This is a genomic window from Arthrobacter sp. 8AJ (genome assembly GCF_902506025.1).
Classification (GTDB): Bacteria; Actinomycetota; Actinomycetes; order Actinomycetales; family Micrococcaceae; genus Arthrobacter.
Genome location: NZ_LR733289.1, coordinates 3539199 through 3563295 on the forward strand (window position 1 = coordinate 3539199; position 24097 = coordinate 3563295).

Below are 24097 nucleotides of genomic sequence, written 5' to 3' on the forward strand. Positions count from 1 at the left end.
CCCGGCGATGCTGCTATCCGGGTCGGCGGCCAGAGCCCTGAGCGCGTCAGACCTTTGCGTTGTAGACGTCAAGTCCGAACCGGTTGAGTCCGGGCGTTCCGGCGTACCCCAGGTACGGCAGGCCGAATGTGTCCTCGATGCTGGCCAGCAGGCTGTAGTGGTTGTAGGGGGTGGTGGACCATGTCCCGCCCTTGGTGAACGGAGACAGCACCAGGGCTCCCACCCTGCCGCCGCCCATCCCTGTGATGCCGGGCAGCGCAGCGTTCGGTCCGGGACCTTCCCCGCAGCAGGCGCTCGCGTCCGACTGCGGCCCGTCGGACTCGTCGAAGGTAATGACCAGGACGCCGTCCTGCTTGAACGCGGGGGAGGACGTGATGGCCGGAACCCACTGCTTGAGCCATTCGTCGGCGCTCGCAAGCCCGCCCGGATGTCCGTCAACGCAGGGGGAATCGTGCCCGTCGTGGCACAGGTTGGGGGTGATCATCGACAGGTTGGGCGTGGTGGCAGCGGAGGCGAGGTCGGTTGCTAAGGCGGTCAGGTCGACGTCGTTCGCGGCGCAGTCGGGCGATCCGGTGATCCCCGCGAAGTACACGAACGGGTTGTGCCGCGCCGCATACTGGTCGCCCACCCGCGCCTTCTGCGTATCATCGACGGCGCCCAGGGCAGGGTGCCGGCAGGGAGAGCCCATGTCCTCCATGTAGCCCTTCCAGGTTTTGCCGGCCGCTTTCAGCTGACCGGCGACGGTGGGAACGCCAGTGGGGAAGACGCACCCGTCACCGACGGCCTGGCCGGGGCTCGCGGTGCCGGCGCCCACGAACGGCGTGTAGGTCTGGCAGTCGGCCTGCATCTGGGCGTTGGGGCCCTGCCCGGAAATCTGGGCAACATAGTTGGGCTGGGAGTTGTGCGCTGTGCCGTAGTACTGGTTCAGCAGGACGCCCTGGCTGCGCAGGGTCTGGGAGAGGTAGGGAGCGGCCGACGCCGGGCCCCACGTTTCGTCGTAGCCCTTGTTTTCGAGGTTGATCACGAAGACGTGGTTGGCTCCTGGCAGGTAGCCCTGGCTTGGTGTCGACGCAGTGGGGGCGCTGGTGGCGGCGGCGGGGTTGAGGGTGGCCGCAGTTCCGCCGAGGGCGGCGGCAAGCACGGCCATGGCGGCCAGGGCGGGGCGGAGTTTGATTTTCACGGGAGCTTCCATCCGTCAGCAAGTGCTTTTTCTTTCAGGCCGGACCATTCCTCGGCTGGAGGCGGGCCCACCGGGGTGCAGGCAGGGCCGGCCACAAAGGGCGGGACCAGATACGTGGGGGCGGCAAGGTTTGCGGGCGTTCCGAAGTCCAGGACCTCGGCAATATTGCGTGCGGCCTGGTCCCGGGGTGTCAGGGGAGGCAGGTTCCAGCGCCACTCGATGGCCTTCAGGACCGAGGTGTGGTCGTAGACGTCGTGCGCAACGTATCTGCGGCGTGCGCGGGGTGAGACCACCAAGGAGGGAACACGGAATCCGCGCAACGCTGTTTCCGGGCTGGTGTCGAGTGCCGTCGCCGGGGGCACGTGGTCGTAGAAACCGCCCCATTCGTCGTAATTGACCACCAGCATGGTGTTCGCCCAGCCTGGGCCGGACGTGACCGCGTTGTAGACCTCGGCGAGGAACGTTTCGCCGGAGCGGATGTCCGCGTGCGGATGGTCGTCGCCGGAGGTTCCTGAGCCTTCGTCCGTGAAGCGCGGGTCCACAAAAGAGACGGAAGGTAGAGCGCCCGCCGAGCAGTCCGCAAGGAACTCCGCGTACGGGCGGGAGATGCCCTGGTACATGGTTCCCCACAGTGCCGTGAACGGGATGTCGCCGTAGTAGTACTTGCCTGAAACACCTGCCGCGGCCAGCCGGTCCCAGATGGTGGGAAGGGTGGAGGTGGTGGAGGAGTTGTGGATCCGGTCCGTGGCCGCAGCGTGTTGGTAGAAGCGGTTCGGGTACGTTTCGGCCATGGTGGCGGCGAAGTATCGGTCGCAGACAGTCCAGTCCGGTCCGGCCTGGCGCCAGAAGTCAAGATCCGTCTCGCTGTAGTAACCCACGGAGAACTCGTCGTTCTCACCCGCCCGCAGCCAACCGTCGTTTTTGCCGTTGTTGTACTGGATCCGGCCGCCCTCGTAGGAGTGGTCGGGGTCAGGGTGGCCGCAGCCCTGAAAGTCGGTCAAATGGTAGGTGGAGTGGGGGATGCCGTAGCGATCGGTGTAGCTGAGGCCGGACTGCGTGCCGTCAGCACCGGGCAGCCAGCCCAGGAAGTGGTCGAAGGAGCGGTTTTCCATCATCACGACGACGATGTGCTCGATGCCCGAGTCGCCGGGCGCCGGAAGCGTGGACGGTGCGGCGGCGGCCGGCCGGAAGGCGCTGCCGGCGGCCAAGGTGGTCGCGGCAGCGGTTCCTGCGGCGCCAAGGAAGTGGCGTCTGGAGAGGTTCACGTCTGGTTCCTTGCAGGTGAGGAGGACGGCGACGCGGGCACGCCCCCCGCCTGGGCCGGTCGCCGGACCTGAAGTTACTGGTCGGTAAGATTTTGCGCTCACCAGTAGATCACGGCTTGTCACGGTCTTGGCTCCGAACCGGGGCTGTTCATGGAAAGTTCACTGGAGGTTCTGCGGGAGCGGACTGGTCCGTCCCTGGAGCCAGTCCTCAGTCACGCTCCATCTGAATGGTGATTTCGTAGGAATCTGAGCCTTCGGGAGACTCCTCGATACACAGTGACTCCCGGCTTGTTCCACCAGTTCCGGTCCTGATGCAACCCACGTACCGTCCCAGGGCGGGGGCGCCCGTTCCGGACGTCATGCCGAACCTGCTTGCCGCAGATTCAAGGCTGACTTTGTGGGCCACGGTCCACCGTGCGCTCAGCCGCAAACAGGATGTGTCGATGGAGAGACACCCGGGATCAACCTTGGGGTCGAGGCGGGAGACCTCCACCCAATCATTCTCCGGTAGGTTGTCCGCGCGGGCCCGCATGGCACTCGCCTTCTCTTCATGGGAGCCGCCGCCACCGTTGATCTCCTGGGCCAGCGCCGAGCATCCCGCGAAGACGAGAATGCACAGCAGGGCCACTGCCAGCGCGACACCGCCGAGGATCCATCCAAGCCGGCTTTTCTTTTTCGGCGGAGGCCCCGGCCAGCCTGGCTGCGGGTATCCGTACGGCTGGTGCTGATACTGGACCCGCGGAGAATGGCGCGGCTGGGGAGGGTGGGCTGGCTGCTGCTGGCCGTCATTCACTTCGGAGCCCCAGTGAGGACCGGCCCCGGCCGCCGGAAGAGGAAGCCAGCCTTGTGCGAGGCGGCCGAGCTCCCGTACCGTCCAGATGCCTGCCTTCGGCAAAGAACCACGCGTCCCCCAGTGTGTTGATCTTCCGGCAATCCTACGCGGGCAGGCTCAACTGTTGGCCAGTACTGACCGGACCCGGACGAGTGGCTCCGGGATCAGCCATTGAACGGCACTGGAGATTGATGCAACTGTGGAGCTCCGGTGATTAGTCCGGGTGGCCCGCTGGCTGGTCATCGTCCTGATTAAAGGGCGGCGCGTGAGGTCCGCGCTGCCGCCGCCTCAGCTTTTTGGGCTTCCGGACCCCCAACGCCATTGCCTGCCCGGGTTCGCGACCGCCGTCGGGCCTTCGCCAAAGACACCAGCAAGATCACTACGGTACCCATCCAGGCAAATCCGGTGAGGAACACCAGGCCGATCGACACTAAGGGGTGCATAGCCAGAGCATAGGACCACGCGGCCGGGACATCCGGGCGAAACTCCGCATGATTGGCGCCGGGATTTGCGCGGGCAGGCACCGGTGGTTGGAGTCCCGGCGATGGACACAGAAAAGGCGCGCCCCGTTCGCTGAGCGCGCCTTTCCCTTGATCCGGTCAGTGCTTGAAAGCATCCTTGACCTTTTCGCCGGCCTGCTTCAAGTCACCCTTGGCCTGGTCTGCCTGGCCTTCGGCCCGCAGGCTCTCATCGCCGCTGGCTGCGCCTGCAGCTTCCTTGGCCTTGCCGCCTGCCTTCTCGGCAGCGTTATCGATCTTGTCACCCAGTCCCATGGTCTTACCTCCTGTGGCGTGGCAGCCGTTCGCATTCGGCTGCATCCATAGTAAGCATGCTTAGGTTCCCAATTTCAAGTGTTGTCGCTGCTTTGCCCGCTTCCCGGATGCCCCCCGGCTGGCGAAAGCGGCTGCAGGCCAGGTTCCATTCGAGGGCCGGTAACTGCTATGCGGCTCCCAATTAATCATCGTGGTTCAGATGGTGTTTGCCATCACGTCGCTTCCCGTTCGGTCCGCATCGTGAGACTCGGGCGGTGAGTTCACCATGTAAAGCCCACGAGGCTGAAAGTGTTTTCCTGTCCCCCTCCCGCCGTGGATTCCTTGCCGCCGCACTGGCCGGTGCTGCCGTGACCCTGGCCCCGATGTCCTTTGCCGCTGCCGACTCGGGCAGCAGCAGGACCAAGACCATCACCGGCCACTTGGATCCCGGTGCCGCGGACTTTGTGTACCTGCCGGTCGAGGTCCCCGCCGGCGTTAACAAGATCAGCGTGTCCTACAGCTACAGCAAACCCACAGTTACCCCCGGACTGTTGTCCAACGCCTGCGACATCGGCGTCTTCGACGAGAAGGGCACCGATCTTGCCGGGAAGGGTTTCCGCGGCTGGTCCGGCGGCTTCCGCACCGAATTCTTCATCAGCGCCGCTGAAGCAACCCCTGGCTACCTGCCCGGACCGGTGGGCAAAGGCACCTGGAATATTGCCCTGGGCCCTTATCAGGTGGCCGAACAGGGCATGGACTACACCGTCAATGTCACCCTCGAGTACGGGCCCGACGCTGCCCCGTTCCCCCATCACGTCCCGCCCCCTTTCCACCAACGCCCCATCACGTTGCGAGCGAAAGGCGCGGACCGACGTCGTACATTCCCCCACCTCACCCGCGGCCCCGTGCACTGTCGACGCGGGTACTCGCCCACGCCGGCAAATATGGGTGCGTGAATGAGTCTGCGCAGCGGAAACAGGGGGTGCCTTCGGGGAGTCAGTTTCCCAGGAAGGATGGGCCGGGCCCTCCAGCGCCAGACTGCGCGGAAACCCGGAGCGCCGGGATTATTTCTTCCAGGCCCGCCCCGGCGTCTTGGACAACGTGGCGGCCACAGCCAGGGCACCGGCCACCTGCGCCACACCAAGCATCCGGGTCAGGCCCGGGCGTTGCTTGAACCAGCCCATCAGCGGAGCCCAGGGACCGAACTCCCACCGTGCGCAATGCTCCACCGGGTACAGGGCGGTCAGCACGCCGTCCCCGATCTCCGCCATGACCAGCGACTCCACGACCCGAACGTCCATCAGAATTCCTCCCGAGCCTGGTCCGATCCCGACTGATCGGGCCCTTGGAAACAGTCTGCGGCGGCTTGCCACGGCAGCTTAGGGCTGAAAGCCCTGAATGGGGTCGGCCCCCGCCAATTCGAAGCGGACGTTCATTACGGAGGCCGGCACTTCTTAAGCCTTTCTTAAAACCCAACGGGCAGAGTGGAAGTACGGGCCGGACAGCCCCCCACGCCACGCCTCCCCAAGGAAAAAATGCACCGATCAGCCCACGATGACCGCCTGAACCAGCACACCGCGCCCACGGCACCCCCGGCCGTCGGCACCCAGTTCAGGGCACTCCCCCAGCCCCGGCACTGGCTGCCTGTGGGCGTACTGCTGTGCGCCGCCGTCGTGGTGCTGGGCCTTGCCGTGCAACTGGTCCCCGGCGACACCACCGCAGAACTGGGCGTTGACCAAAACCTCAGCCTGCACCATGTTGCCGTGCTGACCGCGGTGGCGATGGGGATCAACCTGCTGTTCGGCCCGGTGGTGGGCCTGCTCCTGATCGCGGTCACAGCCCTGGCCATCTGGCTCTTCCGGCGCGACCTGGTGACTGCCGTTGCGTTCGGGCTCACCGCATGCTCGGGCTGGGTGGCGAGCGAGGCTTTCAAGCTCCTGTTCGCCCGGCAGCGGCCCAACCCGGCGCTGCTGTTCGACCCGCTGGCACCGGAAACCGGATCCAACAGCTTCCCCAGCGGGCACGTCAGCTTCGCGGTGGCACTGGCCTTCGCCCTCTACTTCCTGGCCCGCAGGACCCGGTGGGCCAAGCCCGTTGCCGTGGCCGGGGCCGCCGTGGCGCTGATCGTCGCCTGGTCCAGGTTGTACGTGGGGGTCCACTACCCCACCGACGTCGCAGCCTCCTTCTTCGCCGCCAGCGCCGCCGCCATCCTGCTCGCCGGGCTCTGGAACCGCTTTGCCCCTGCCTTGGTTGAACGCGTTCCCGCCAGGATCCTCCACCCGTCACGCCGGGCATAAGGAGCAACCATGCACAGCCTTCTGACCTCCCTGGCAGCCTCCGGCCCGCCGTCGTTGCTTGACCCCGCCGGCCTGCTGGAGGGCTTCGGCCCGGCCGCGCTGGGCGTCATCGCCGCGATGGTGTTCATCGAATCCGGCGTCCTGTTCCCCTTCCTGCCCGGCGACTCCCTCCTCTTCACCGCCGGCCTCCTGCACCAGCAACTGAACCTGGCACTGCCGCTGCTGATCGGCGTGATCACCGCGGCCGCGGTCGGCGGCGACCAGGTGGGGTACCTGCTGGGGCGCAAATTCGGCCGACGCTGGTTCAAGGACGATGCCCGCATCCTCAAAACCTCCCACCTGACCGTCACCGAAGAGTTCTTCCGCCGCCATGGAGGCGCCGCCGTCATACTGGCCCGCTTTGTGCCCATGGTGCGGACCTTCGCGCCGGTCACCGCCGGTATTGCCCGCTACGAATACAAGGCGTTCACGCTCTGGAACATCGTGGGCGCCCTGGCATGGGCGACGTCCGTGACCCTCCTGGGCACGTGGCTGGGACACTACGAGATCATCGCCAAGAACATCGACGTCATTGCCGTGGTGATGGTCCTGGTCTCCGTGGTGCCGTGGATCGTGGAGTACCTGAAGCGCCGCCGGAAGAACCGGCTGGCCGCCGCGGAACAGCCCAGTGACGAAACTGTGGAAGCCACTGCGGAAGAATAGGCGGCATGACAACAGGTGAGGGGCTGGCCCTGCTGCTGGTGGAGGACGATCCCGTCCTGGGTCCGCTGATTGCCGAGCTGCTGGAGCCCGACTTCACCGTCCGGCTCGCGGCGAACGGGCAGGAGGGCCTGCACCTGGGGCTGACGCAGCCGTGGGACGCGATGGTGATCGACCGCGGCCTGCCCGTCATGGACGGGATCAGCCTCATCACCGCCCTGCGGGCCAAGGGCATCGGCACGCCCATCCTGATCCTCACCGCGCTGGGCGACACCAACGAAAAAGTCCGAGGCCTGGACGCCGGCGCCAATGACTACCTGACAAAACCGTTCGACGGCGGCGAGCTGGCTGCACGCCTGCGCGCACTGACGCGCAGCTACGGTCCGCCCGCGGGACAGGGTGCGCCCGCCGGGCAGGTGGGCATCGGTACCTGGGAATTCCGCCCGGCGTCGCGCGCTGTCCGTTCCCTGTACGGCGACACCGTCTCGCTGACCGCAAAGGAAGCCGAGGTGCTGGCCGCGCTGGCGGCGGAGCCGGACCGGGTGTTCACCCGGGACGAACTGCTCGCCGCGCACTTCCAGGGGACGGACCAGCCCGGCGTGATCGATACCTATGTCCACCACCTGCGCCGCAAGATCGACAGGACCGTGATCCGCACCGTCCACGGCGTTGGCTACCAGATCGGCAACCCCTCATGACTGCTCCCGGACCGGGTACCCCGCCTCCTGCCGCCGGCGACCCGGACCGGGACATCCTGCGCCGCGCGTCGCTGAAGGTGGCACTGCGGATCAGCGCCGGGGTGGCCGCGCTGGTGCTCATCCTCCTGGCCGCCGCCACCGCCTTCCTGATGTACAAGCTGGCCCATCCGGTCCTTCCCGCTTCTGAACCCGGCAAACCGTACACCTACCTCGATTCCAGAGACCTGATCGAAGGGATGATCCTTGCCGGCCTTGGCGGCGTGGTGCTGGCCGGCGTGGTGGGGTGGCTCAGCGCGCGCAGCGCCATCCGGCCCCTGGGGGAAGCACTGGCCCGGCAACGGCGGTTCGTCCAGGATGCCAGCCACGAACTGCGGACCCCCTTGGCCATCCTTGACACCCGCATCCAGCTGGCCCAGCGCAAAGCCGAACCCGGATCCGAACCGGCACAGGCCCTGGCGAAGATCCGGGAGGACGCGTCCACGCTGAACGGAATCGTGAACGAGCTGCTCCTGGCGGCGACCGCGGCCGAGCCCGGACCGGAGCTTGCGCCAGTGGATGTGGCTTTGGCTGCCGGGTCCGTGGCAGGCAGCCTTCAGGACCTTGCCCGCCAACAGGGCGTCCGGATAACGTTCGACGGCGGCGGGCCGGCTTTGGTGCGGATCGATCCAAGTTCGTTCCGGCGGGCCGTGCTGGCCCTGGCGGACAACGCGCTGGGGCACACGCCGGCGGGCGGAAGCATTACCATCTCCACCGCGGTTGAGGGTTCCCGCGCACTGGTCCGGGTTTCCGACACCGGCTCCGGGATCAGCGGCGTGGACCCGGACCGGATCTTCGACCGCTTTGTCCGCGCCGGCCGGACCGGCGACGCGCAGGGCCGTCGGAGCTTCGGGATCGGCCTTGCCCTGGTCCGCGAAATTGCCTCCGCAGCAGGCGGCGCCGTGAAGGTGGTCCGCACCGGGCCGGACGGAACCACCATGCAGCTGACGCTTCCCCTGGCCCGGGACTGACGCCCTCTACGTGCGGACTGACCCGCTTTTCCATCATCCTGGCGCGGAAACCCTTGACTCGAGACGCTTGACCCGAGAAGCTGAGCTGCCCCTTGGCCCGCCACTGAATGGAGCACTGCGATGACCAAGACCCAGGAAACAGGCACCGTGTCCACCGTGGTGTCGCCCGACGGCACCTCCCTCAGCGTCGAGCGGATGGGTACCGGACCCAGCCTGGTCCTGGTGGACGGGGCCTTCTGCGGCCGGAACTTCGGGCCCTCGCGTGCGCTGGCGAATGCACTGAAGGATTCCTTCACCGTCTACTTTTACGACCGGCGGGGACGCGGGGACAGCGGCGAGACGATGCCCTATGCCACCGAACGGGAAATCGAGGACCTCCAGGCGGTACTGACCGAGGCAGGCGGCAACCCCTACGTATACGGGATTTCCTCAGGCGCCGCCTTGGCCCTCGAAGCGGCAGCAGCGGGAGTCCCGATGCGCGGGCTGGCCACCTACGAGGCGCCCTACACCGGCGTGCAGGGGCCGGACGGCTCGCCCGGAAGCCACCGCGAGCACCTGGAGGCGCTGCTCAGGGACGGTAAACGCGGCAGCGCCGTGTCCTACTTCCTGGTCAAAATGGTGGGCGCACCGGCTTTCCTCCCCTACCTCCTGCGCATCATGCCCGGAGTGTGGAAGAAACAGACGGCGGCCGCGAACACCCTGCCGTACGAAACCCGGGTGACCAACGACTTCACGGCGCCGGTGGAGAGGCTCCGCACCATTACCGTGCCCACCCTGGTCATGGTGGGCGGGAAGGCCGCCGGCCCCATGGCCCAGGGGCAGAAGACCATCGCCGGCGCCATCCCCGGCAGCGAACACCGCGTCCTCGAGGGCCAAACCCACCAGGTTTCCGCTGCTGCCATCGCCACCCAGCTCCGGGGATTCTTCCGCGCAGACTAGGCTGCCCATCCACGCCCAACGGCTTCCAGGGCCTGCAAGTACACGCCGGCCCAATCGGCGTCGGGCGGCCCCACCTGCGCCAATTCAAGGCTCACGAGGCCGTGGACCTGGCCCCAGATGGCTGCCGCGACCAGGTCCACGGGCGCCTCCCGCAGGGTCCCGGCGGACTGTGCAGAAGCGACCGCGTCCTTCAGGGGCTGCATGGCATCCATGGCCGCATCGGGGTCTGGCTGGCAATCGACGTACGCGGCCAAAGCGCCGCCGAACATCAGGCGGTAGAGGGCCGGGTGCTGGAGCGCCCAGGCCCGGTAGGCGTTTCCGAGCCCCTGGAGGCCGCCGGCGGCTGCTGCGCGCTGCGAATCGCCGAAGGAGCGAAACCCGTCCTCCACCACTGCTGTAAGGAGTTGGGCTTTTCCGCCGAACAGTGAGTACACAGCGGTGGTTGACGTCCTCGCCGCGGCGGCCACATCCCGCAGCGTCAGCCGTGCGGGACCACTGCTGTCCACCAACTCGGCGGTGACGTCCAACAGGTCCTGCCTCAGGGAATCGTTATGCACTACAGGTCTTGCCATGGACCCCATTGTTTCATAACCTTGTTTTGTAACGGTGTTATGAAATGATCGAGTGAGGGAGTTCCCATGGCGCAGAAGGTTTTTCCGGGTCGGTACACGGCCGACCCCGCACGGGAATCCGTAACGGTCTTCCTGATCGGGATGCGGGCCAACCGGTGGTGGAAGATCGGGACCGTAGGCAGGGTCGGTGCCGCCATGGGGCGGATGCTCCAGCACCTGGCTGCCGTCCCCGAAGCGGGAATGCTCGGCTACCACCAGTGGGCGGGGCGTACCACCATGATGGTCAGTTACTGGGAGAGTCCGGAGCATCTGCGGAAGTTCGCGGCTGACCGGGAATCCCCTCATCTTGAGCCCTGGCGCCGCTTCATGAAGGAACTCGCCGGGACCGGAGACGTCGGCATCTGGCACGAGACGTACCAGGTGCCGGCCTCCGGCGTCGAGGTCGTTTACAGCGGAATGCCGGTCTTTGGGCTCGCCAAGGCAACGACACATGTCCCGATCGGCGCCGGAACCAACACCGCCAGGCAGCGGATGGGCCGCGCCGGCGCCTAGGGCAAAAAGCAGGCCGCTCCGGCGCCTACCGCCGTCGTGCCTTACCGGCCGGCGAAGAACTCCTTGACCAGCTTCTTGGGCGCCCGGGCCGCCCAGGCCTCCACGAGGATCTCCGCCAGCTCGTCGTGCGCGATCTCGCCAAGCCTGGACTCCTGGACCAGCACGGCGTTGTACCCGTTGAAGTGGGGAACGGTGAAAAATGGCAGCGACGGGTCCTCCACCAGGGCTGATTTGGCGGCGTCATCCGGGACCACGATGACCAAAAGGTCCCGGTACTGCTCGCCCGACTCCGGATCCACGGCGGTCTTGTGCGGCGCCCGGTACAGCACGAAGCCCCGGCCCTTCGGTCCCCGCGGCACTTTATACGTGGGCCGGTCACCCCAGGAGATCCCCAGCTCGACCTCCGGAAGGCCCCTGCAGATGGCGTCGACGTCGGCGGGTGTGGCCATGCGGTCCATGGCCACAAGGTAGCCCCGGGCGGGGCAACACGCAATAAATCTTGTTGCTGTCCGGCGTGAAAGAGCAGCAAAGTAGAAGGCATGGATGCCGCAGAGGAGCAGGACGTCACCGGCACCATCGAGCTCTCCGGGGAACTGCTGCACCTCAAGTGGGGGCACGGGGACGTGGTCACCGAGCGCGACGCGTTGGCGCTGATGAAGCACGCGCGGGAACTCAGCGGCGGCCGCATCCTGCCGCTGCTGGTCGAGATGACGGGCGTGGCGTGGATTGACCAGGGCGCCCTGAAAGCTTTCGCCGGCACCTGGCCCCTGACACGCGCCGCCGTGGTGGGCACCTCCCCCGTCGACCAAACACTGGCCGACTTCTACATGGGGCGGCACAAGCCGGCCCATCCCACCCGCTACTTCACGTCAATGGACGAGGCAATGGCGTGGTTGCGAGCGGAGGACTGATTCGGCCGCGCCTTCCCGCCCAGGCATTCAGGACTTCCGCTCGCTGGCCTTCTCCTGGGGTGGCGCCCCGGCGTTTTGCTGTGTAGCCGCCCAGCTGGACAGGACTTTCAGTGCGTCCTCGGAGGGCGAGCCCGGCTCCGCCGTGTACACGTTGATCCGCAGCCCGGGATCGGCGGGAAGCTCCAGGGCCTCGTAGGTCAAGTCCAGATCCCCGACGATCGGGTGGTGGAGCCGTTTCCGGCCCGTGCGGTGGTACTTCACATCGTGCCGGGCCCAGCGGATCCGGAACTCCTCGCTGCGGGTGGACAGCTCGCCGATCAGGTCGGACAGGTCCTTGTCGTACGGGTTCTTCCCGGCGGTGGAGCGCAGCACGGCCACGATGTCGTCGGCGGCGCGCTCCCAGTCGGCGAAGAACTCCCGTGCCTTCGGATTCAGGAAGGTGAACCGGGCGCTGTTCGGCGGGGTGACCGGGTCAGACATCATCTCCAGGTACAGGGCCCGGCCCAGCTCATTGGAGGCCAGGACGTCGCCGCGGTCGTTGCGGACCCAGGCGGGCGCCGTCGTGATCGCGTCGATGACCCGCTGCACGCTGGGGCGCACGGTCAGGGGGCTCCGCTTGCGCCGCACCCGCGGGGCTGCGGTGGCCGCACGGGCCAGGTCGAAAAGGTGGGCCGTCTCGGCGTCGTCCAACTGCAGCGCCCGCCCCAAGGCCTCCAGGACGCTGTCCGACGCGCCCGAAAGGTTCCCCCGCTCCAGCCGGATGTAGTAGTCGATGCTGAGGCCCGCAAGCATGGCCACCTCCTCCCGCCGGAGCCCCGCCACGCGCCGGTTGCCGCCGTACGCCGGCAGGCCCGCCTCCTCCGGGGTGAGCCGGGCGCGGCGGGAGGTCAGGAATTTCCGCACGTCCTCGCTGTTGGTCATGCCCCCCACGCTACGCCCCGGGCACCAGACGAAGGAGGGACTGGCAAGCCCTCCCACAAACCCGCACGCCGAAATAGCGTGGAGGCATGGAACTGAAACTCAACAACGGCGTCACCATGCCCGCACTCGGCCTGGGCGTTTTCCAAAGTCCCCCGGAAGAGACGACGGCGGCCGTCCAGACAGCGCTCGAGGTGGGCTACCGGCACATCGACACCGCCGCCGCGTACGGCAACGAACGCGAGGTGGGCGAAGGGATCCGCCGGGCCGGCCTGCCGCGCGAAGAGGTCTTCATCGAAACGAAGGTGTGGGTCAGCGATTACGGCTACGACGAGGCACTGCACGCCTGGGACAAGGCGGTGGGCAAGCTGGGCGTGGAACAGCTGGATCTGCTCATCCTGCACCAGCCCGCGCCGGACCGATTCGAGAAGACCATCGCCGCGTACAAGGCCCTGGAAACCCTGCTCAAGGACGGGCGCGTGCGGGCCATCGGCATCAGCAACTTCATGCCGCACCACCTTCAGCAGCTGCTCGCCGAGACGGACACCGTCCCCGCCGTGAACCAGATCGAGCTGCACCCCTACTTCCAGCAGCGGGAGGTCCAGTCAGCGGACGCGGAGCACGGCATCCTGACCCAGGCGTGGTCGCCCATCGGCGGCATCACCTTTTATCCGGGGTGGGGCGAGAACCGGAAGAACGTCATGCGGGACCCGGCGATTGCCGCCGTCGCGCAGGCCCACGGCAAGACGCCCGCGCAGGTGATGCTCCGCTGGCACCTGCAGCAGGGCCGCTCCGCCATCCCCAAATCCACCAACCCGGCCCGCATCGCGGAGAACTTCGACGTGTTCGGCTTTGAGCTGTCCCCGGCGGAGCTCCCGACCATCGACGCCCTGGACACCGGCGTCCGCAGCGGACCGGACCCTGATGTGGCCCGCCCGGAGCGGTTCGCCATGGTCATCCCGGAAGCCTAAAGGAGAAGCAACAATGGAATACCGCCCGCTCGGCCGCACCGGTGTGCAGGTCAGCCCCCTCTGCCTCGGCGCCATGATGTTCGGCCCCTGGGGCAATGACGACCGCGCCGACGCCACCCGCATCATCCACCGTGCCCTGGACGCCGGCATCAACTTCATCGACACCGCGGACGTCTACTCCGGCGGGGCCTCGGAAGAGATCGTCGGCGAAGCGATTGCGGGTAAGCGCGACGACGTCTTCCTGGCCACCAAGTTCTTCATGCCCATGGACGAAAAGGACCCCAACCAGCGCGGCGGCTCGCGGCGCTGGATCATGCGGGAGGTGGAGAACTCACTGCGCCGGCTCAACACCGACCACATCGACCTCTACCAGGTCCACCGGCCCAGCCCGGACACCGACGTGGAGGAGACCCTGGGCGCCCTCACCGACCTGGTCCGGCAGGGCAAGGTCCGCTACATCGGCTCCTCGTCCTACTCCGGCTCCCAGATCGTGGAGGCGCAGTGGGCGTCCCGCGAGCGCAACCTGGAGCGGTTCGTCACTGAGCAGCCGCCGTACTCCATCCTGGCCCGCGGCATTGAGGAAGACGTCCTGCCCACGGTCCAGCGGCACGGGATGGGCACCCTGACCTATAGCCCGCTCGCCGGCGGCTGGCTCTCCGGCCGGTGGCGGAAGGACTCCCCGTCCCGGCCCACGTCGTCCCGCCGGCCCAGTGCCCGGTTCGACATGAGCCAGCCCGCCAACCAGCGCAAGCTGGACATCGTGGAGGAACTCGCGCAGGTGGCCGAATGGGCCGGCGTCACGCTCATCGAGATGGCCATCGCCTTCGTCATCAACCACCCCGGCGTCACCTCCGCCATCGTGGGACCGCGCACCATGGAGCAGCTGGAGTCCTACCTCCCGGCCGCGGACACCGTCCTGGCCCCCGAGGTGCTGGACCGCATCGACCAACTGGTGGCCCCCGGCGTCACCGTCAACCCGGACGACAACAGCTACGGCACCCACGAACTGACAACACACGCGCGACGCCGGCAGCAGCCTTAAGTGCCGCTTCCCGCCTTACTACCCACTCCCCTATGAAAGGAAAACCCATGGCAACGTGGCTCATCACAGGCTGCTCCACCGGACTTGGCCGGGCACTCGCCGAAACCGTCCTCGCATCCGGGCACAACGCCGTCGTCACCGCCCGGAACGTCGAGGCGGTCCAGGACATCATTGCCGGCTTCCCCGACACCGCACTCTCCCTCTCCCTCGACGTGACGGACAAGGCGCAGATCACCGCGGCCGTGAAGGCAGCGGAGGAGAAGTTCGGCAGCATTGACGTGCTGGTGAACAACGCCGGCTACGGCTACCGCGCGGCCGTGGAGGAAGCGGACGACGCCGACATCCGCCGCCTCTTCGACACCAACTTCTTCGGCGCAGTGGACATGATCAAGGCCGTGGTCCCCGGCATGCGCGCCAACAAGTCGGGGTCCATCCTGAACATCTCCTCCATCGGGGCGCGCATCACGCCGGCCGGCTCGGGCTACTACGCGGCCACCAAGGCAGCGCTGGAGGGCATGTCCGGATCGCTCCGCAACGAACTGAAGCCCCTGGGCATCAACGTCACCGCCATCGAGCCCGGGGGCTTCCGCACCGACTTCGCAGGCCGCTCGCTCACGCAGTCCGCGACGGCGATCGGTGACTACGCGGACACGGCCGGCAAGCGCCGCAAGGAAGTCGACACCGCCCACGGCAACCAGCCCGGGGACCCGGACAAGGCAGCCAAGGCGATCCTCGCCGTCGTCGATTCCCCCAACCCGCCGGGCCTGCTGGTCCTGGGCACGGACGCCTTCGGCGCGTTCGGCAAGTTGGCGGACGCCCAGCGCGCCGAGCTGGACGAGTGGCAGGAGCTGAGCACCAGCACGGACATCACCGACTAACCCAACTAGGTCGCAGTTGTTGTCGTTCTGGGGCGTCAAAACGACAACAACTGCGACCCAGTTGGGGAACTGCAAACCCTGGGCCGCAACGAAATCGGGCATCGCAAAATCGAGTAGCCACTACTCATGACAGGGCTCCCGCCCGGTGCGAGAGTGGATTCCTCACGTTCCACCACTGCGCAAGAGGAACCAGCATGGCAGCCAAACGACGCCGCCCAGCCGGCAAGGGCGCCGGCGCTATCGGGTGCGCCCCCTTCTTCGTCCTCATCGTCGTAGCCCTGATTATCCAGTACTGGTGGGTCCTGCTCATCGCTGCAGGTGTGGTTGCGCTGACTGTGGCGCTGGTCCACTCCGCCAGCGCCCCGGCCCGTCCGGCGAAGGTGCCACCACCACCCAGGCCGCAACCCGTGGTTGCCCCGCCCCGCGTGGTCCCCAGCGGCGAAGACCTGACGGCCCAACTGCGGGCCCACAAACGGATAAGTCGCGTGCGGGACATGCAGGAATGGGACTACGAGTGGATCCGGCTGGCCCACCCCGGGAAGAGCGTCCGCGAAGTCAACGACATCGCGAACGCCCATTTCGCCCGCGGCCGTTCCATCGGCATCAACTGGGGTGACCCGTCCGCTCCCTAAGGCACGCCTACACGTCCGCCGGCTCGCTGCTGCGGCCGTGCTGCAGCCCGGTAGCGAACCCGATCGTCACGGGCACCGGCATCGGGGCGGAGCAGCAGGCGTCCGCGGCAGCATCCCCGGCGTCGTCCGGAACGGACGTGGAGCACACGCCGGTTTCCGGAAGTTCAAGTTCGACGGCGTCCGCGGCTGCGGTGTCCCCGGCCAGGGCGGCGGCGATGGAGCGGACCTGCTCGTACCCGGTGGCCATGAGGAACGTGGGCGCGCGGCCGTAGGACTTCATGCCCGCCAGGTAGAAGTCCTTTTCCGGCTGCTCAAGGATCCGGGCGCCGTGGGCAGGAACGGTGCCGCAGCTGTGGAAATCCGGGTCGATCAGCGGGCCCAGGGCCTTGGGTGCCTCGAGGGCGGGGTCCAGGTCCAGCCGCAGCTCGGACAGCATGGCCAAATCCGGGCGGAACCCCGTGGCGGGAATGACCCGGTCCACCGACACGGACCGGCCGTCCGCCGCGTGCACGGTCAGGGCGTCGCCTCGAACGTCGATGGACGCCGTGTGGAAGCTGGTCAGGAGCCGGACAGCGCCGCTCTCGACGGCGGTGCGGAGCCGCGCCCCCAGCTGGCCGCGGGCGGGCAGCTGGTCTGCATCACCCCCGCCGTAGGCCCGGGCCGGGGTGGCGGCGCGGATGGCCCACAGGACTTCAGTGCCAGGGTTGGCGCGGGCCACGCGGGCCAGGTCCAGCACCATGTTGGCGGCCGAATGCCCGGAGCCGATGACCAGCGTGCGGCGGCCGGCAAAACCACCAGCGGAAACGTCCGGCAGGGGGCCTGTGACCAGCCCGGCTGCACGCGCCTCGGCCTCACCCGGAACGGCCAGGCCGGACGATCCCAGCGGCGCCGGGCTGCTCCAGGTACCGGACGTATCAATCACGGCGCGGGCCAGCACCTCGGTGACCTGGCCGCCGTCGTGCCCTATGCGAAGGAGGAACGGGGCACTGTCACGGCCCTGGCTGCGGCCCTTGTCCATGCCCTGCCGGGTGACGGCAACAACCCGGGACCCGGTCCGGATCCGGTCCTTGAGCTCCGGCGTCGCGGCAAGCGGCTCAAGGTATTCGGAGACGATCTGCGACCCGTACGGCAGCGCGGTGGGCCGTGGAGCTTCCCAGCCGTGGCGCTCCAGCAGCCGCACCGAGGCGGGGTCCAGGTTGTACTTCCAGGTGGAGAACACGCGGACGTGCCCCCATTGACGGATGGTTGCGCCGACGGCGGGACCGGCCTCGAAGACGAGCGGTTCCAGCCCGCGTTCCAGCAGGTTCGCGGCGGCGGCCAGGCCTACGGGTCCGGCGCCGATTACGGCTACGGGCAGTGACTCCTGTGATGTCATGGCGTCAACCTTTCAGGCCGAAGCGGGGATAAGGGAGGCGATCAGGGCTTCGACGCGGCCCTTGATCTCGTCGCGGATGGGCCGCACGGAGTCGACGCCCTTGCCGGCGGGGTCCTCCAAGACCCAGTCCTCGTAGCGCTTGCCCGGGAAGTAGGGGCACTCGTCGCCGCAGCCCATGGTGATCACCACGTCGGAATCCTTCACGGCCTCAGTGGTGAGGACCTTGGGGATCTCGGCAGACATGTCGATGCCCACCTCGGCCATGGCCTCGACGGCGGCCGGGTTGACCTTCTCGGCCGGCTGCGATCCGGCGGAGCGGACCTCGATGGCGCCCTTGGACAGCGTGGTGAGGAAGGCGGCCGCCATTTGGGACCGGCCCGCGTTGTGGACGCAGACGAACAGGACGGAGGGCTTCTGGCTCATGAGAGCACCTTTCGGTCAGCCGTGGCGACGGCGGGAGTTGCGAGGGGTGGGTAAAGGAACCGGAACAGGACGTACCCGGCGGCGCCGCCCAACAGTTGGGCGAGGATGAAGGCAGGGGCCGACGACGGCGCGATGCCGGCGAAGGTGTCCGTGACCGTCCGGGCGATGGTCACGGCGGGGTTGGCGAAGCTGGTGGAGCTGGTGAACCAGTACGCTGCGGTGATGTAGCCGCCGACGGCGAAGGCGACCCGGTCTGCCCGGCCGGAGCGGACGGTGCCGAAGATGACCACCAGCAGCCCTACGGTGGCGATGACCTCGCCCAGCCAGAGCGCGGGACCGGTGCGGACGTGAGTTGAAAGCGTGACCGCGTCCAGCCCGAACATCAGGTTCGCCGCCACGGTGCCGGCCAGGCCGCCCAGAACCTGGGCGGCCACTAACGCCGCGGTGGTCCCTGTATCGATCAGGCCCAGGGCCCGTTCCACCAGGGTCACCACGGGGTTGAACGACGCCGAGACCGGCTGGAGTGCCACGATCAGGGCTACCAGCGCGGCACCCGTGGCGAGGCTGTTCTGCAGAAGCTGCAGCCCGGCGTCGTCCGGTGAAAGCCGCGAGGCCATGACGCCCGAGCCCACCACCGCCATGACCAGGAACGCGGTGCCCACGAACTCCGCAGCAGCTTTGCGGCCCAGCACACTCACGCTGCCTGCCCGCCGATCAGGGCCGCCAGGTTCTGCAGCGCCTCGGTCCGGGCCCGGTAGTAGACCCACACGCCGCGCTTCTCCCGGTCCAGCAGCCCCGCCTCGTGCAGGATCTTCAGGTGGTGGCTGATGGTGGGCTGGGACAGCTCGAAGGCATCGTTGAGGTCGCAGACGCAGGCCTCGCCGCCCTCATGGGAGGCAACCAGGGACATCAGCCGCAGCCGTACAGGATCGGCCAGCGCCTTCAGCAGCGGGACAACTCCTTCCGCTTCCGGCTCGGTCAACGGTTCCCGGGCCAGCGGCGGGCAGCACGCCGCGGCTTCCACAGGGGTCAGCTTCAGGGACATAGACACACATAAATATTTACATTCATCTATGTCTTTGGCAATCCCCATATTTTCCCGCTGATTACGCTCTTCCCTTGCGGCGCGCGGAGAAAGGACAAATAGGATGGCCCGTAGATTTACCGGCCGGAGATGAAGGGCGCCACCATGATCGAGATCCTGAACCCCGCTGAAGTGGCCCGCGCCCGGGAGACCGGCGCCCTGGTGGCGGACATCCTGCAGGCCATGAAGAGGCGCGCCACGGTGGGCACCAACCTCCTGGACATCGACCAGTGGACCAAGGAGATGATCACCGAGGCCGGAGCCGAGTCCTGCTACGTGGACTACGCCCCGTCGTTTGGCCGGGGCCCGTTCGGGCACTACATCTGCACGGGCGTCAACGATGCCGTGCTGCACGGACTCCCCCACAACTACGACCTGGCCGATGGCGACCTGCTCACCCTGGACCTCGCCGTCGTCAAGAACGGGATGGCCGCCGACGCCGCCATCAGCTTCATCGTGGGCGAATCACGGCCGGCGGAGAGCGTGGCCATGATCGAGGCCACCGAGCGGGCACTGGCCGCCGGAATAGCCGCCGCCGGGCCGGCCGCGAAGATCGGCGACATCTCCTACGCCATCGGCCGGGTCCTGAGCGATGCGGGATACCCGGTCAATACCCAGTTCGGCGGCCATGGGATCGGGTCCACCATGCACCAGGATCCGCACGTCCCCAATACGGGGCGGCCGGGCCGCGGCTTCAAGCTGCGGCCCGGGCTGCTGCTGGCACTGGAGCCGTGGATCATGGCGGACACGGCAGAGCTGGTAACGGACGACGACGGGTGGACCCTCAGGAGCGCCACCGGCTGCCGGACGGCGCACACCGAGCACACCATCGCCATCACCGAGGACGGCGCCGAGATCCTGACCCTGCCCTCGCGGTAGGAGCTGTTCCGTCCCCACCACGTTCACCTCGGGCATCGACCAATCGCCGCCTCCTAAAATGGGGAGGTGAACCTTTCGCATCTCGGCGTGCCCGTCGGGCCGATGATTCGCGTCCATGGCGGGTTCGCCAACCGGATGTACCGGCTCGACACTGACGATGGGTCGTTCGCGGTGAAGGAGTTGAACCTGGTCGATCGCCGCTGGCCCTATCGCATTAAGGACGTGCTCCGGTTTGAGCGGGCCGCCTTCGCTGCCGGCATTCCGATGCCAGAGCCGATTTCGGCCGACCACAACACACTCGTTCACCGATGGGTCGATGGCGGGAAGGCCGAAGCGCCGGTGTCGGCGAGCTACGCGTTTGAGATCGGTGAGATTCTCGCGCGTATCCATTCGCTCGACGTCGCGTGGAGCGACGCGTTGATCGAGGAGCAGGCGTCAAGGGACTGGGCTGAGCTCGCCGTCCAGGCGGCGGCGACCGGACAACCGTGGGCTGCAGAGCTCGCCGCCCAGGTCGAAACGTTCCTCGCGATTGCCCGCTTCGTTGACACCTGCAATCGGCCAGGCCCAGTCGTTCTGACGCACAGAGACATCCAACCGTGGAACCTGCTCGCTCGAGAAGGCCGGCCGGTGGTGCTCGACTGGGAACTCTCGGGGATGCTCGACCTGTCCGGCGAGCTCGGATCGACCGCGCTGAGCCTTGCGAAGGGGCCCGGCGTCGATGACATCAGGCCCGCCATTTTCCGCTCGGTTCTCGACGGCTATGTGGCAGGGGGCGGAACGCTGCCGCCGCCGGGTCCAAGCTGGTTTGCGTTCATAATCGGCGGCTGGCTGGGGCACACGAGGTGGAACATCCTCCGGTGCCTCGCCGGTGTTGAGGCAAGCACCGGGCCAGACCTCGCGCTGTCGCATGAGTCCGTGCGCGACGGGGTGCGCGGCCTCCCCGACTTGTTCTGCCGGCTTCCGGATCTCGAGGCGTTGCTGGGGTGACAGTGAACTGCGTTGCCGGCAATTCCGCATGCGTCGATCACCCCTCCGATGCAGCAGGTGAGTCGGCTAGCGCGTGCTGGACCTGGGCGGACGCGGCGCAGAGATCCTGACCCTGCCCTCGCGGTAGTAGCTATTCCATCCCCACCACGCCGCTGCGGCGCTCCAGCAGCAGTGTGTCCTGCCAGTGCCCGGCCTTGGGGCCATGGCTGATCTGCGCAATCCGCTCCCGGGTCCCCACCACCCGGAAGCCCAGCTTTTGGTGCAGCGCCAGGCTGGCGGCGTTCTCGGGAAAGATGCTGGACTGGATGGTCCAGATGCCCGCCGCCTCCGTGGATTCGATCAGGGCGGCCAGCAGGAGCCGGCCCACGCCCCGGCCCTGGGCCTGCGGGTCAACATAAATGGAGTGCTCCACCAGGCCCCGGTACACCTCGCGGGAGGAAACCCGGGACACGGCGGCCCAGCCCAGGACCCGCCCCGCATCCCCGGCGACGATCCGGTGCTCAGGCAACCGCACGCCGTCGAACGCTTCCCAGGTGGGCGGCTCGCTCTCGAACGTCGCCTCCCCCGTGGCGATGCCGGCGGCGTAGATTGCGTGGACGGCGTCCCAGTCATCGGGGCACATGGGGCGGATGGTTACGGGGCTGTCCATGGATCCCATTATGGTGTGGCGCCCGCGGGCCACCGCCAAGGCAGGCGGCGGCGTAAAAAATTCGTCAATAAAACAGCCCGCCCGCCCCGATTCCGCCCGTGCGGCCCTTTGATGGAGGCATAGGCAGGCGTGAAGCCAGGGAGGGCAGATGCGGTGGGATGAGGAGCCCGCGGACCGCGGCAGGGTCAAGTTTGCCGCATCCGCCGATGCCGTGGAGGGCTACGGCGGACGCGGGCTGAACGGGCGCGCCCTTCATCCTGTGGCCGGCTACACCTTCCCGGACCAGGACGGGGACCCGTGGTGGGTCATCTTCCAGCCCTGGCCCTCAGCCGGCCCGCATCAGCACCGGGTTCCCGGCGACATCCTTGCCTGCAACGATTCCTACGGCGACATGGTGCACGTTGTGGTGCTCGCGGCAGGCGTCTGGGAGGACGACGCCGAGGCAGCCTTCAGCGCGAACGCCCCTTCCAGCCTGGCTGACGCCGCCCGGGTTGCGGCCGCGGTGGAGCCCATCAGCCGACGTGGACCCAGGGCCGCTGGGTAACGTCCGGAACGGCCTCGCGCAGCACCTCACGGGTCACCGGCGCGATCTCGCCCTCGCCCAGGAACAGGAACCGGACCAGGTTGGTGATGGGGTTCCCCTCGGTCCAGCGGAAGTAGATGTGCGGCATCAGGCCCGTGACGTCCCTGATGTGCAGCAGCACGGAGGCGATGGTGTTGGGCACCACCGGGCCGTGGACTTCCAGGATGTGGTACCCGTGCCGGTTCACGCCGCGGACGTGCAGCTCGGTCTCGAAATCCGAGGAGTCGTCCACGACGACCTCCAGGAACAGGGCGTCACCTGCCAGCGGGAGGTGGCTGACCTCGATGGCTGACTCGAGTTTGTCCCGGTAGGCCTCCGCGGACATCCGCAGCGGCTCGTGGGCGATGATGGCGATGGGCCCGTCCAGGGCGCTGGACATGAACTCCAGGGCCTGCTGGTCCAGATGAACCCGGGTCGCATGCAGCTCGAAGGAACGGCGGACCCGGGACAGCAGCGAGATGACGATGATGCCGAGGATGAAGATGGCGGCGATCCGGATGCCCTCGGGCCGTTCGAAGATGTTGGCCACCGTGGTGTACGCGAACACGACCGAAATGACACCGAAGCCCACCGTGAGGTTCCGCTGCCTCCGCCGGCGCGCCGAGAGCGTGACGGCCACCGCGGCGGAAGTCATCAGCACCAGGACGCCGGTGGCGTACGCGCCGCCCTGGGCGTCGACGTCGGCGTTGAAGATGAAGGTGATCAGGAAGCCGATCAGGGTGAAGACGAGGACCAGGGGCCGCACAGCCTTGGCCCAGGCCGGAGCCATGCCGTAGCGCGGGAGGTACCGCGGCACCAGGTTCAGCAGCCCTGCCATGGCCGAGGCGCCGGCGAACCAGAGGATGCCGATGGTGCTGATGTCATACACGCTGCCGAAGCCCACACCCAGGTATTCGTGCGCCAGGAAGGCCAGGGCACGGCCGTTGGCCTGGCCGCCGGGCTGGAATTCCTGTTCCGGGATCAGGACCACGGTGATGAAGCTGGTGGTCAGCAGGAAAACGCTCATGATCACAGCGGCGGTGGTGAGCATGCGCCGGGCGCCCCGGATGCGGCCTGCGGGGTTCTCCTCCGTGTCGTCCTCAGCGCCCCGCACCTGCGGCATCACGGCCACGCCGGTTTCGAAGCCGGAGAGGCCCAGGGCCAGCTTGGGGAACACCAGCAGCGCGATGGCCACGGCCATGACCGGGTTTCCGTGCGACACCCACAGGTTGGTCCACCAGTCCCCCGTGGCCGCGGGGTGCGTGAGCACCTGCGCCAGGGTGGCGACCACCACCACGGCGTTCAAGCCCAGGTAGAGAACCACCAGGACCACCGCGACGCCGATGGCTTCCTTGAATCCCCGCAGGAACACCGCTGCCAGCAGGGCCAGCAGGAAGAGCGTCACGGGGACGTTCTGGGTCTGGAGCCAGCCCGGCGCCACGGGATTGCCCAGCAGGTGCGCGGTGGCGTCGGCGGCCGAGAGGGTCATGGTGATCATAAAGTCGGTGGCGGCGAACCCCAGGAGGACCAGGACCAGGAGCTTGCCGCCCCACCGGGGCAGCAGCCGCTCGAGCATGGCGATGGAGCCTTCACCGCGGGGGCTTTCCCCGGCGACCCTGCGGTACACCGGCAGGGCGCCGAGCAGGGTCACCGCCACCAGCACCAGGGTGGCCAGCGGGGAGATGACCCCTGCGGCCAGCGCGGCGATGGCCGGCTGGTAGCCCAGGGTGGAGAAGTAGTCCACGCCCGTCAGGCACATGACCTGCCACCACGAATGCTTCTTCTCGTGCTGCGTCGGCACGCCGCCGGGACCCGGGTGGGCGCCCTTGCTGTCCTGCAGCCCAAACAGCAGCCAGTCCTGGAGCGCCTTCCTGCCGTGGGCGTGGGGCGCGGACGGATCCGCCGGGGGCCTGCTCAACGTGGTCATGTTTGCCTTTCCGCGCTGCCCTTTGCATCGCGACCCTTGCGAAGCTAGCACCGGCCAAAAGGGCGG

The 24097-nt window shown here is 67.6% G+C and carries 28 protein-coding genes; 15 read left to right on the top strand and 13 right to left on the bottom strand.

The window, feature by feature from the left end; genetic code table 11:
* Positions 1 to 46: 46 nt before the first annotated feature.
* The 3 genes from BACI349Y_RS16320 to BACI349Y_RS16335 all read right to left on the bottom strand — a co-directional run bounded on the left by BACI349Y_RS16320 (position 47) and on the right by BACI349Y_RS16335 (position 4050).
* Entirely contained in the window at positions 47 to 1180 is a 1134-nt protein-coding gene (locus tag BACI349Y_RS16320; protein ID WP_236560866.1) for an alkaline phosphatase family protein, read from the bottom strand.
* The gene (locus BACI349Y_RS16325; RefSeq protein ID WP_159633132.1) at positions 1177 to 2445 is read right to left on the bottom strand and encodes an alkaline phosphatase family protein; all 1269 of its coding nucleotides are present in this window, start codon (positions 2443 to 2445) and stop codon (positions 1177 to 1179) included. Before BACI349Y_RS16325 ends, BACI349Y_RS16320 begins: the two co-directional genes overlap by 4 nt.
* 1431 nt (positions 2446 to 3876) lie before the next feature.
* Entirely contained in the window at positions 3877 to 4050 is a 174-nt protein-coding gene (locus BACI349Y_RS16335) for a CsbD family protein (RefSeq protein ID WP_159633138.1), read from the bottom strand.
* A 254-nt stretch (positions 4051 to 4304) separates the two neighbouring features.
* Between BACI349Y_RS16335 and BACI349Y_RS16340 the strand changes: the two genes are divergently transcribed.
* A complete protein-coding gene (locus BACI349Y_RS16340; RefSeq protein ID WP_159633141.1) occupies positions 4305 to 4985 on the top strand; it encodes a hypothetical protein in 681 nt (226 codons plus the stop codon).
* 108 nt (positions 4986 to 5093) lie between these two features.
* On the opposite strand, the gene BACI349Y_RS16345 is transcribed toward BACI349Y_RS16340, so the two are convergent.
* A complete protein-coding gene (locus BACI349Y_RS16345) occupies positions 5094 to 5330 on the bottom strand; it encodes a hypothetical protein (protein WP_159633144.1) in 237 nt (78 codons plus the stop codon).
* Between the two features lie 234 nt (positions 5331 to 5564).
* On the opposite strand from BACI349Y_RS16345, the gene BACI349Y_RS16350 reads away from it, so the two are divergent.
* The 5 genes from BACI349Y_RS16350 (at position 5565) to BACI349Y_RS16370 (ending at position 9669) form a co-directional block, all read left to right on the top strand.
* On the top strand, positions 5565 to 6326 hold the full coding sequence (locus BACI349Y_RS16350; protein ID WP_159633148.1) for a phosphatase PAP2 family protein: 762 nt from the start codon (positions 5565 to 5567) through the stop codon (positions 6324 to 6326).
* A gap of 9 nt (positions 6327 to 6335) precedes the next feature.
* On the top strand, positions 6336 to 7028 hold the full coding sequence (locus BACI349Y_RS16355; RefSeq protein ID WP_159633151.1) for a DedA family protein: 693 nt from the start codon (positions 6336 to 6338) through the stop codon (positions 7026 to 7028).
* A 5-nt stretch (positions 7029 to 7033) separates the two neighbouring features.
* The gene (locus tag BACI349Y_RS16360) at positions 7034 to 7723 is read left to right on the top strand and encodes a response regulator transcription factor (RefSeq protein WP_159633154.1); all 690 of its coding nucleotides are present in this window, start codon (positions 7034 to 7036) and stop codon (positions 7721 to 7723) included.
* Positions 7720 to 8730: a sensor histidine kinase gene (locus BACI349Y_RS16365; protein WP_159633157.1), complete on the top strand. Its 1011-nt coding sequence runs from the start codon at positions 7720 to 7722 to the stop codon at positions 8728 to 8730. The genes BACI349Y_RS16360 and BACI349Y_RS16365 overlap by 4 nt, the downstream gene beginning before the upstream one ends.
* A 120-nt stretch (positions 8731 to 8850) precedes the next feature.
* Entirely contained in the window at positions 8851 to 9669 is an 819-nt protein-coding gene (locus tag BACI349Y_RS16370) for an alpha/beta fold hydrolase (RefSeq protein ID WP_159633160.1), read from the top strand.
* Here BACI349Y_RS16370 and BACI349Y_RS16375 read toward each other — a convergent pair.
* Positions 9666 to 10241, bottom strand: a complete 576-nt coding sequence (locus tag BACI349Y_RS16375; RefSeq protein ID WP_236560869.1) for a TetR-like C-terminal domain-containing protein — start codon at positions 10239 to 10241, stop codon at positions 9666 to 9668. The two genes, BACI349Y_RS16370 and BACI349Y_RS16375, sit on opposite strands and share 4 nt — an antisense overlap.
* Before the next feature lie 66 nt (positions 10242 to 10307).
* On the opposite strand from BACI349Y_RS16375, the gene BACI349Y_RS16380 reads away from it, so the two are divergent.
* On the top strand, positions 10308 to 10793 hold the full coding sequence (locus BACI349Y_RS16380) for a DUF4188 domain-containing protein (protein ID WP_159633163.1): 486 nt from the start codon (positions 10308 to 10310) through the stop codon (positions 10791 to 10793).
* A 41-nt stretch (positions 10794 to 10834) separates the two neighbouring features.
* On the opposite strand, the gene BACI349Y_RS16385 is transcribed toward BACI349Y_RS16380, so the two are convergent.
* Complete coding sequence (locus BACI349Y_RS16385) at positions 10835 to 11251, bottom strand: MmcQ/YjbR family DNA-binding protein (RefSeq protein ID WP_236560871.1); 417 nt, start codon at positions 11249 to 11251, stop codon at positions 10835 to 10837.
* Between the two features lie 81 nt (positions 11252 to 11332).
* Here BACI349Y_RS16385 and BACI349Y_RS16390 point away from each other — a divergent pair, with 81 nt between their 5' ends.
* The gene (locus BACI349Y_RS16390; RefSeq protein ID WP_159633166.1) at positions 11333 to 11704 is read left to right on the top strand and encodes a DUF7793 family protein; all 372 of its coding nucleotides are present in this window, start codon (positions 11333 to 11335) and stop codon (positions 11702 to 11704) included.
* A gap of 27 nt (positions 11705 to 11731) precedes the next feature.
* On the opposite strand, the gene BACI349Y_RS16395 is transcribed toward BACI349Y_RS16390, so the two are convergent.
* Entirely contained in the window at positions 11732 to 12625 is an 894-nt protein-coding gene (locus tag BACI349Y_RS16395; protein WP_159633169.1) for a helix-turn-helix transcriptional regulator, read from the bottom strand.
* Between the two features lie 86 nt (positions 12626 to 12711).
* On the opposite strand from BACI349Y_RS16395, the gene BACI349Y_RS16400 reads away from it, so the two are divergent.
* The 4 genes from BACI349Y_RS16400 to BACI349Y_RS16415 all read left to right on the top strand — a co-directional run bounded on the left by BACI349Y_RS16400 (position 12712) and on the right by BACI349Y_RS16415 (position 16145).
* Positions 12712 to 13593, top strand: coding sequence for an aldo/keto reductase (locus BACI349Y_RS16400; RefSeq protein ID WP_159633172.1), 882 nt, complete (start codon positions 12712 to 12714; stop codon positions 13591 to 13593).
* A 13-nt stretch (positions 13594 to 13606) separates the two neighbouring features.
* Positions 13607 to 14635 carry an aldo/keto reductase gene (locus tag BACI349Y_RS16405; RefSeq protein ID WP_159633175.1) on the top strand — a complete coding sequence of 343 codons (1029 nt, stop codon included), beginning with the start codon at positions 13607 to 13609 and terminating at the stop codon, positions 14633 to 14635.
* Between the two features lie 47 nt (positions 14636 to 14682).
* Positions 14683 to 15513: an oxidoreductase gene (locus BACI349Y_RS16410; RefSeq protein WP_159633178.1), complete on the top strand. Its 831-nt coding sequence runs from the start codon at positions 14683 to 14685 to the stop codon at positions 15511 to 15513.
* 194 nt (positions 15514 to 15707) lie between these two features.
* Positions 15708 to 16145, top strand: a complete 438-nt coding sequence (locus BACI349Y_RS16415; protein WP_159633181.1) for a hypothetical protein — start codon at positions 15708 to 15710, stop codon at positions 16143 to 16145.
* A 7-nt stretch (positions 16146 to 16152) separates the two neighbouring features.
* On the opposite strand, the gene BACI349Y_RS16420 is transcribed toward BACI349Y_RS16415, so the two are convergent.
* The 4 genes from BACI349Y_RS16420 to BACI349Y_RS16435 are packed head-to-tail and all read right to left on the bottom strand — an operon-like array spanning position 16153 to position 18988.
* Positions 16153 to 17520, bottom strand: coding sequence for an FAD-dependent oxidoreductase (locus BACI349Y_RS16420; protein WP_159633184.1), 1368 nt, complete (start codon positions 17518 to 17520; stop codon positions 16153 to 16155).
* A 12-nt stretch (positions 17521 to 17532) separates the two neighbouring features.
* Positions 17533 to 17943: an arsenate reductase ArsC gene (locus BACI349Y_RS16425; protein WP_159633187.1), complete on the bottom strand. Its 411-nt coding sequence runs from the start codon at positions 17941 to 17943 to the stop codon at positions 17533 to 17535.
* Entirely contained in the window at positions 17940 to 18641 is a 702-nt protein-coding gene (locus BACI349Y_RS16430; RefSeq protein ID WP_159633190.1) for an aquaporin, read from the bottom strand. Before BACI349Y_RS16430 ends, BACI349Y_RS16425 begins: the two co-directional genes overlap by 4 nt.
* The gene (locus BACI349Y_RS16435) at positions 18638 to 18988 is read right to left on the bottom strand and encodes an ArsR/SmtB family transcription factor (protein WP_159635807.1); all 351 of its coding nucleotides are present in this window, start codon (positions 18986 to 18988) and stop codon (positions 18638 to 18640) included. Before BACI349Y_RS16435 ends, BACI349Y_RS16430 begins: the two co-directional genes overlap by 4 nt.
* Positions 18989 to 19132: 144 nt before the next feature.
* On the opposite strand from BACI349Y_RS16435, the gene map reads away from it, so the two are divergent.
* Positions 19133 to 19906, top strand: coding sequence for a type I methionyl aminopeptidase (map, locus tag BACI349Y_RS16440; protein WP_159633193.1), 774 nt, complete (start codon positions 19133 to 19135; stop codon positions 19904 to 19906).
* A gap of 66 nt (positions 19907 to 19972) precedes the next feature.
* Positions 19973 to 20893: a phosphotransferase family protein gene (locus tag BACI349Y_RS16445; protein ID WP_159633196.1), complete on the top strand. Its 921-nt coding sequence runs from the start codon at positions 19973 to 19975 to the stop codon at positions 20891 to 20893.
* A gap of 130 nt (positions 20894 to 21023) precedes the next feature.
* Here BACI349Y_RS16445 and BACI349Y_RS16450 read toward each other — a convergent pair whose 3' ends face one another.
* Positions 21024 to 21542, bottom strand: a complete 519-nt coding sequence (locus BACI349Y_RS16450; protein WP_159633199.1) for a GNAT family N-acetyltransferase — start codon at positions 21540 to 21542, stop codon at positions 21024 to 21026.
* Positions 21543 to 21690: 148 nt separating this feature from the next.
* Between BACI349Y_RS16450 and BACI349Y_RS16455 the strand changes: the two genes are divergently transcribed.
* Positions 21691 to 22086, top strand: a complete 396-nt coding sequence (locus tag BACI349Y_RS16455; protein ID WP_159633202.1) for a hypothetical protein — start codon at positions 21691 to 21693, stop codon at positions 22084 to 22086.
* On the opposite strand, the gene BACI349Y_RS16460 is transcribed toward BACI349Y_RS16455, so the two are convergent.
* Entirely contained in the window at positions 22055 to 24031 is a 1977-nt protein-coding gene (locus BACI349Y_RS16460) for an amino acid transporter (protein ID WP_159633205.1), read from the bottom strand. The genes BACI349Y_RS16455 and BACI349Y_RS16460 overlap by 32 nt on opposite strands.
* Positions 24032 to 24097 lie beyond the last annotated feature (66 nt).

Coding starts and splice junctions, on each gene's coding strand:
- BACI349Y_RS16420 (WP_159633184.1), bottom strand. CDS start 17,520: ATGACATCACAGGAGTCACTGCCCGTAGCCGTAATCGGCGCCGGACCC.
- BACI349Y_RS16450 (WP_159633199.1), bottom strand. CDS start 21,542: ATGGACAGCCCCGTAACCATCCGCCCCATGTGCCCCGATGACTGGGAC.
- map (WP_159633193.1), top strand. CDS start 19,133: ATGATCGAGATCCTGAACCCCGCTGAAGTGGCCCGCGCCCGGGAGACC.
- BACI349Y_RS16350 (WP_159633148.1), top strand. CDS start 5,565: ATGCACCGATCAGCCCACGATGACCGCCTGAACCAGCACACCGCGCCC.
- BACI349Y_RS16435 (WP_159635807.1), bottom strand. CDS start 18,988: ATGTCCCTGAAGCTGACCCCTGTGGAAGCCGCGGCGTGCTGCCCGCCG.
- BACI349Y_RS16375 (WP_236560869.1), bottom strand. CDS start 10,241: ATGGCAAGACCTGTAGTGCATAACGATTCCCTGAGGCAGGACCTGTTG.
- BACI349Y_RS16425 (WP_159633187.1), bottom strand. CDS start 17,943: ATGAGCCAGAAGCCCTCCGTCCTGTTCGTCTGCGTCCACAACGCGGGC.
- BACI349Y_RS16455 (WP_159633202.1), top strand. CDS start 21,691: ATGCGGTGGGATGAGGAGCCCGCGGACCGCGGCAGGGTCAAGTTTGCC.
- BACI349Y_RS16410 (WP_159633178.1), top strand. CDS start 14,683: ATGGCAACGTGGCTCATCACAGGCTGCTCCACCGGACTTGGCCGGGCA.
- BACI349Y_RS16400 (WP_159633172.1), top strand. CDS start 12,712: ATGGAACTGAAACTCAACAACGGCGTCACCATGCCCGCACTCGGCCTG.
- BACI349Y_RS16345 (WP_159633144.1), bottom strand. CDS start 5,330: ATGGACGTTCGGGTCGTGGAGTCGCTGGTCATGGCGGAGATCGGGGAC.
- BACI349Y_RS16365 (WP_159633157.1), top strand. CDS start 7,720: ATGACTGCTCCCGGACCGGGTACCCCGCCTCCTGCCGCCGGCGACCCG.
- BACI349Y_RS16415 (WP_159633181.1), top strand. CDS start 15,708: ATGGCAGCCAAACGACGCCGCCCAGCCGGCAAGGGCGCCGGCGCTATC.
- BACI349Y_RS16355 (WP_159633151.1), top strand. CDS start 6,336: ATGCACAGCCTTCTGACCTCCCTGGCAGCCTCCGGCCCGCCGTCGTTG.
- BACI349Y_RS16460 (WP_159633205.1), bottom strand. CDS start 24,031: ATGACCACGTTGAGCAGGCCCCCGGCGGATCCGTCCGCGCCCCACGCC.
- BACI349Y_RS16335 (WP_159633138.1), bottom strand. CDS start 4,050: ATGGGACTGGGTGACAAGATCGATAACGCTGCCGAGAAGGCAGGCGGC.
- BACI349Y_RS16385 (WP_236560871.1), bottom strand. CDS start 11,251: ATGGACCGCATGGCCACACCCGCCGACGTCGACGCCATCTGCAGGGGC.
- BACI349Y_RS16405 (WP_159633175.1), top strand. CDS start 13,607: ATGGAATACCGCCCGCTCGGCCGCACCGGTGTGCAGGTCAGCCCCCTC.
- BACI349Y_RS16370 (WP_159633160.1), top strand. CDS start 8,851: ATGACCAAGACCCAGGAAACAGGCACCGTGTCCACCGTGGTGTCGCCC.
- BACI349Y_RS16390 (WP_159633166.1), top strand. CDS start 11,333: ATGGATGCCGCAGAGGAGCAGGACGTCACCGGCACCATCGAGCTCTCC.
- BACI349Y_RS16360 (WP_159633154.1), top strand. CDS start 7,034: ATGACAACAGGTGAGGGGCTGGCCCTGCTGCTGGTGGAGGACGATCCC.
- BACI349Y_RS16395 (WP_159633169.1), bottom strand. CDS start 12,625: ATGACCAACAGCGAGGACGTGCGGAAATTCCTGACCTCCCGCCGCGCC.
- BACI349Y_RS16380 (WP_159633163.1), top strand. CDS start 10,308: ATGGCGCAGAAGGTTTTTCCGGGTCGGTACACGGCCGACCCCGCACGG.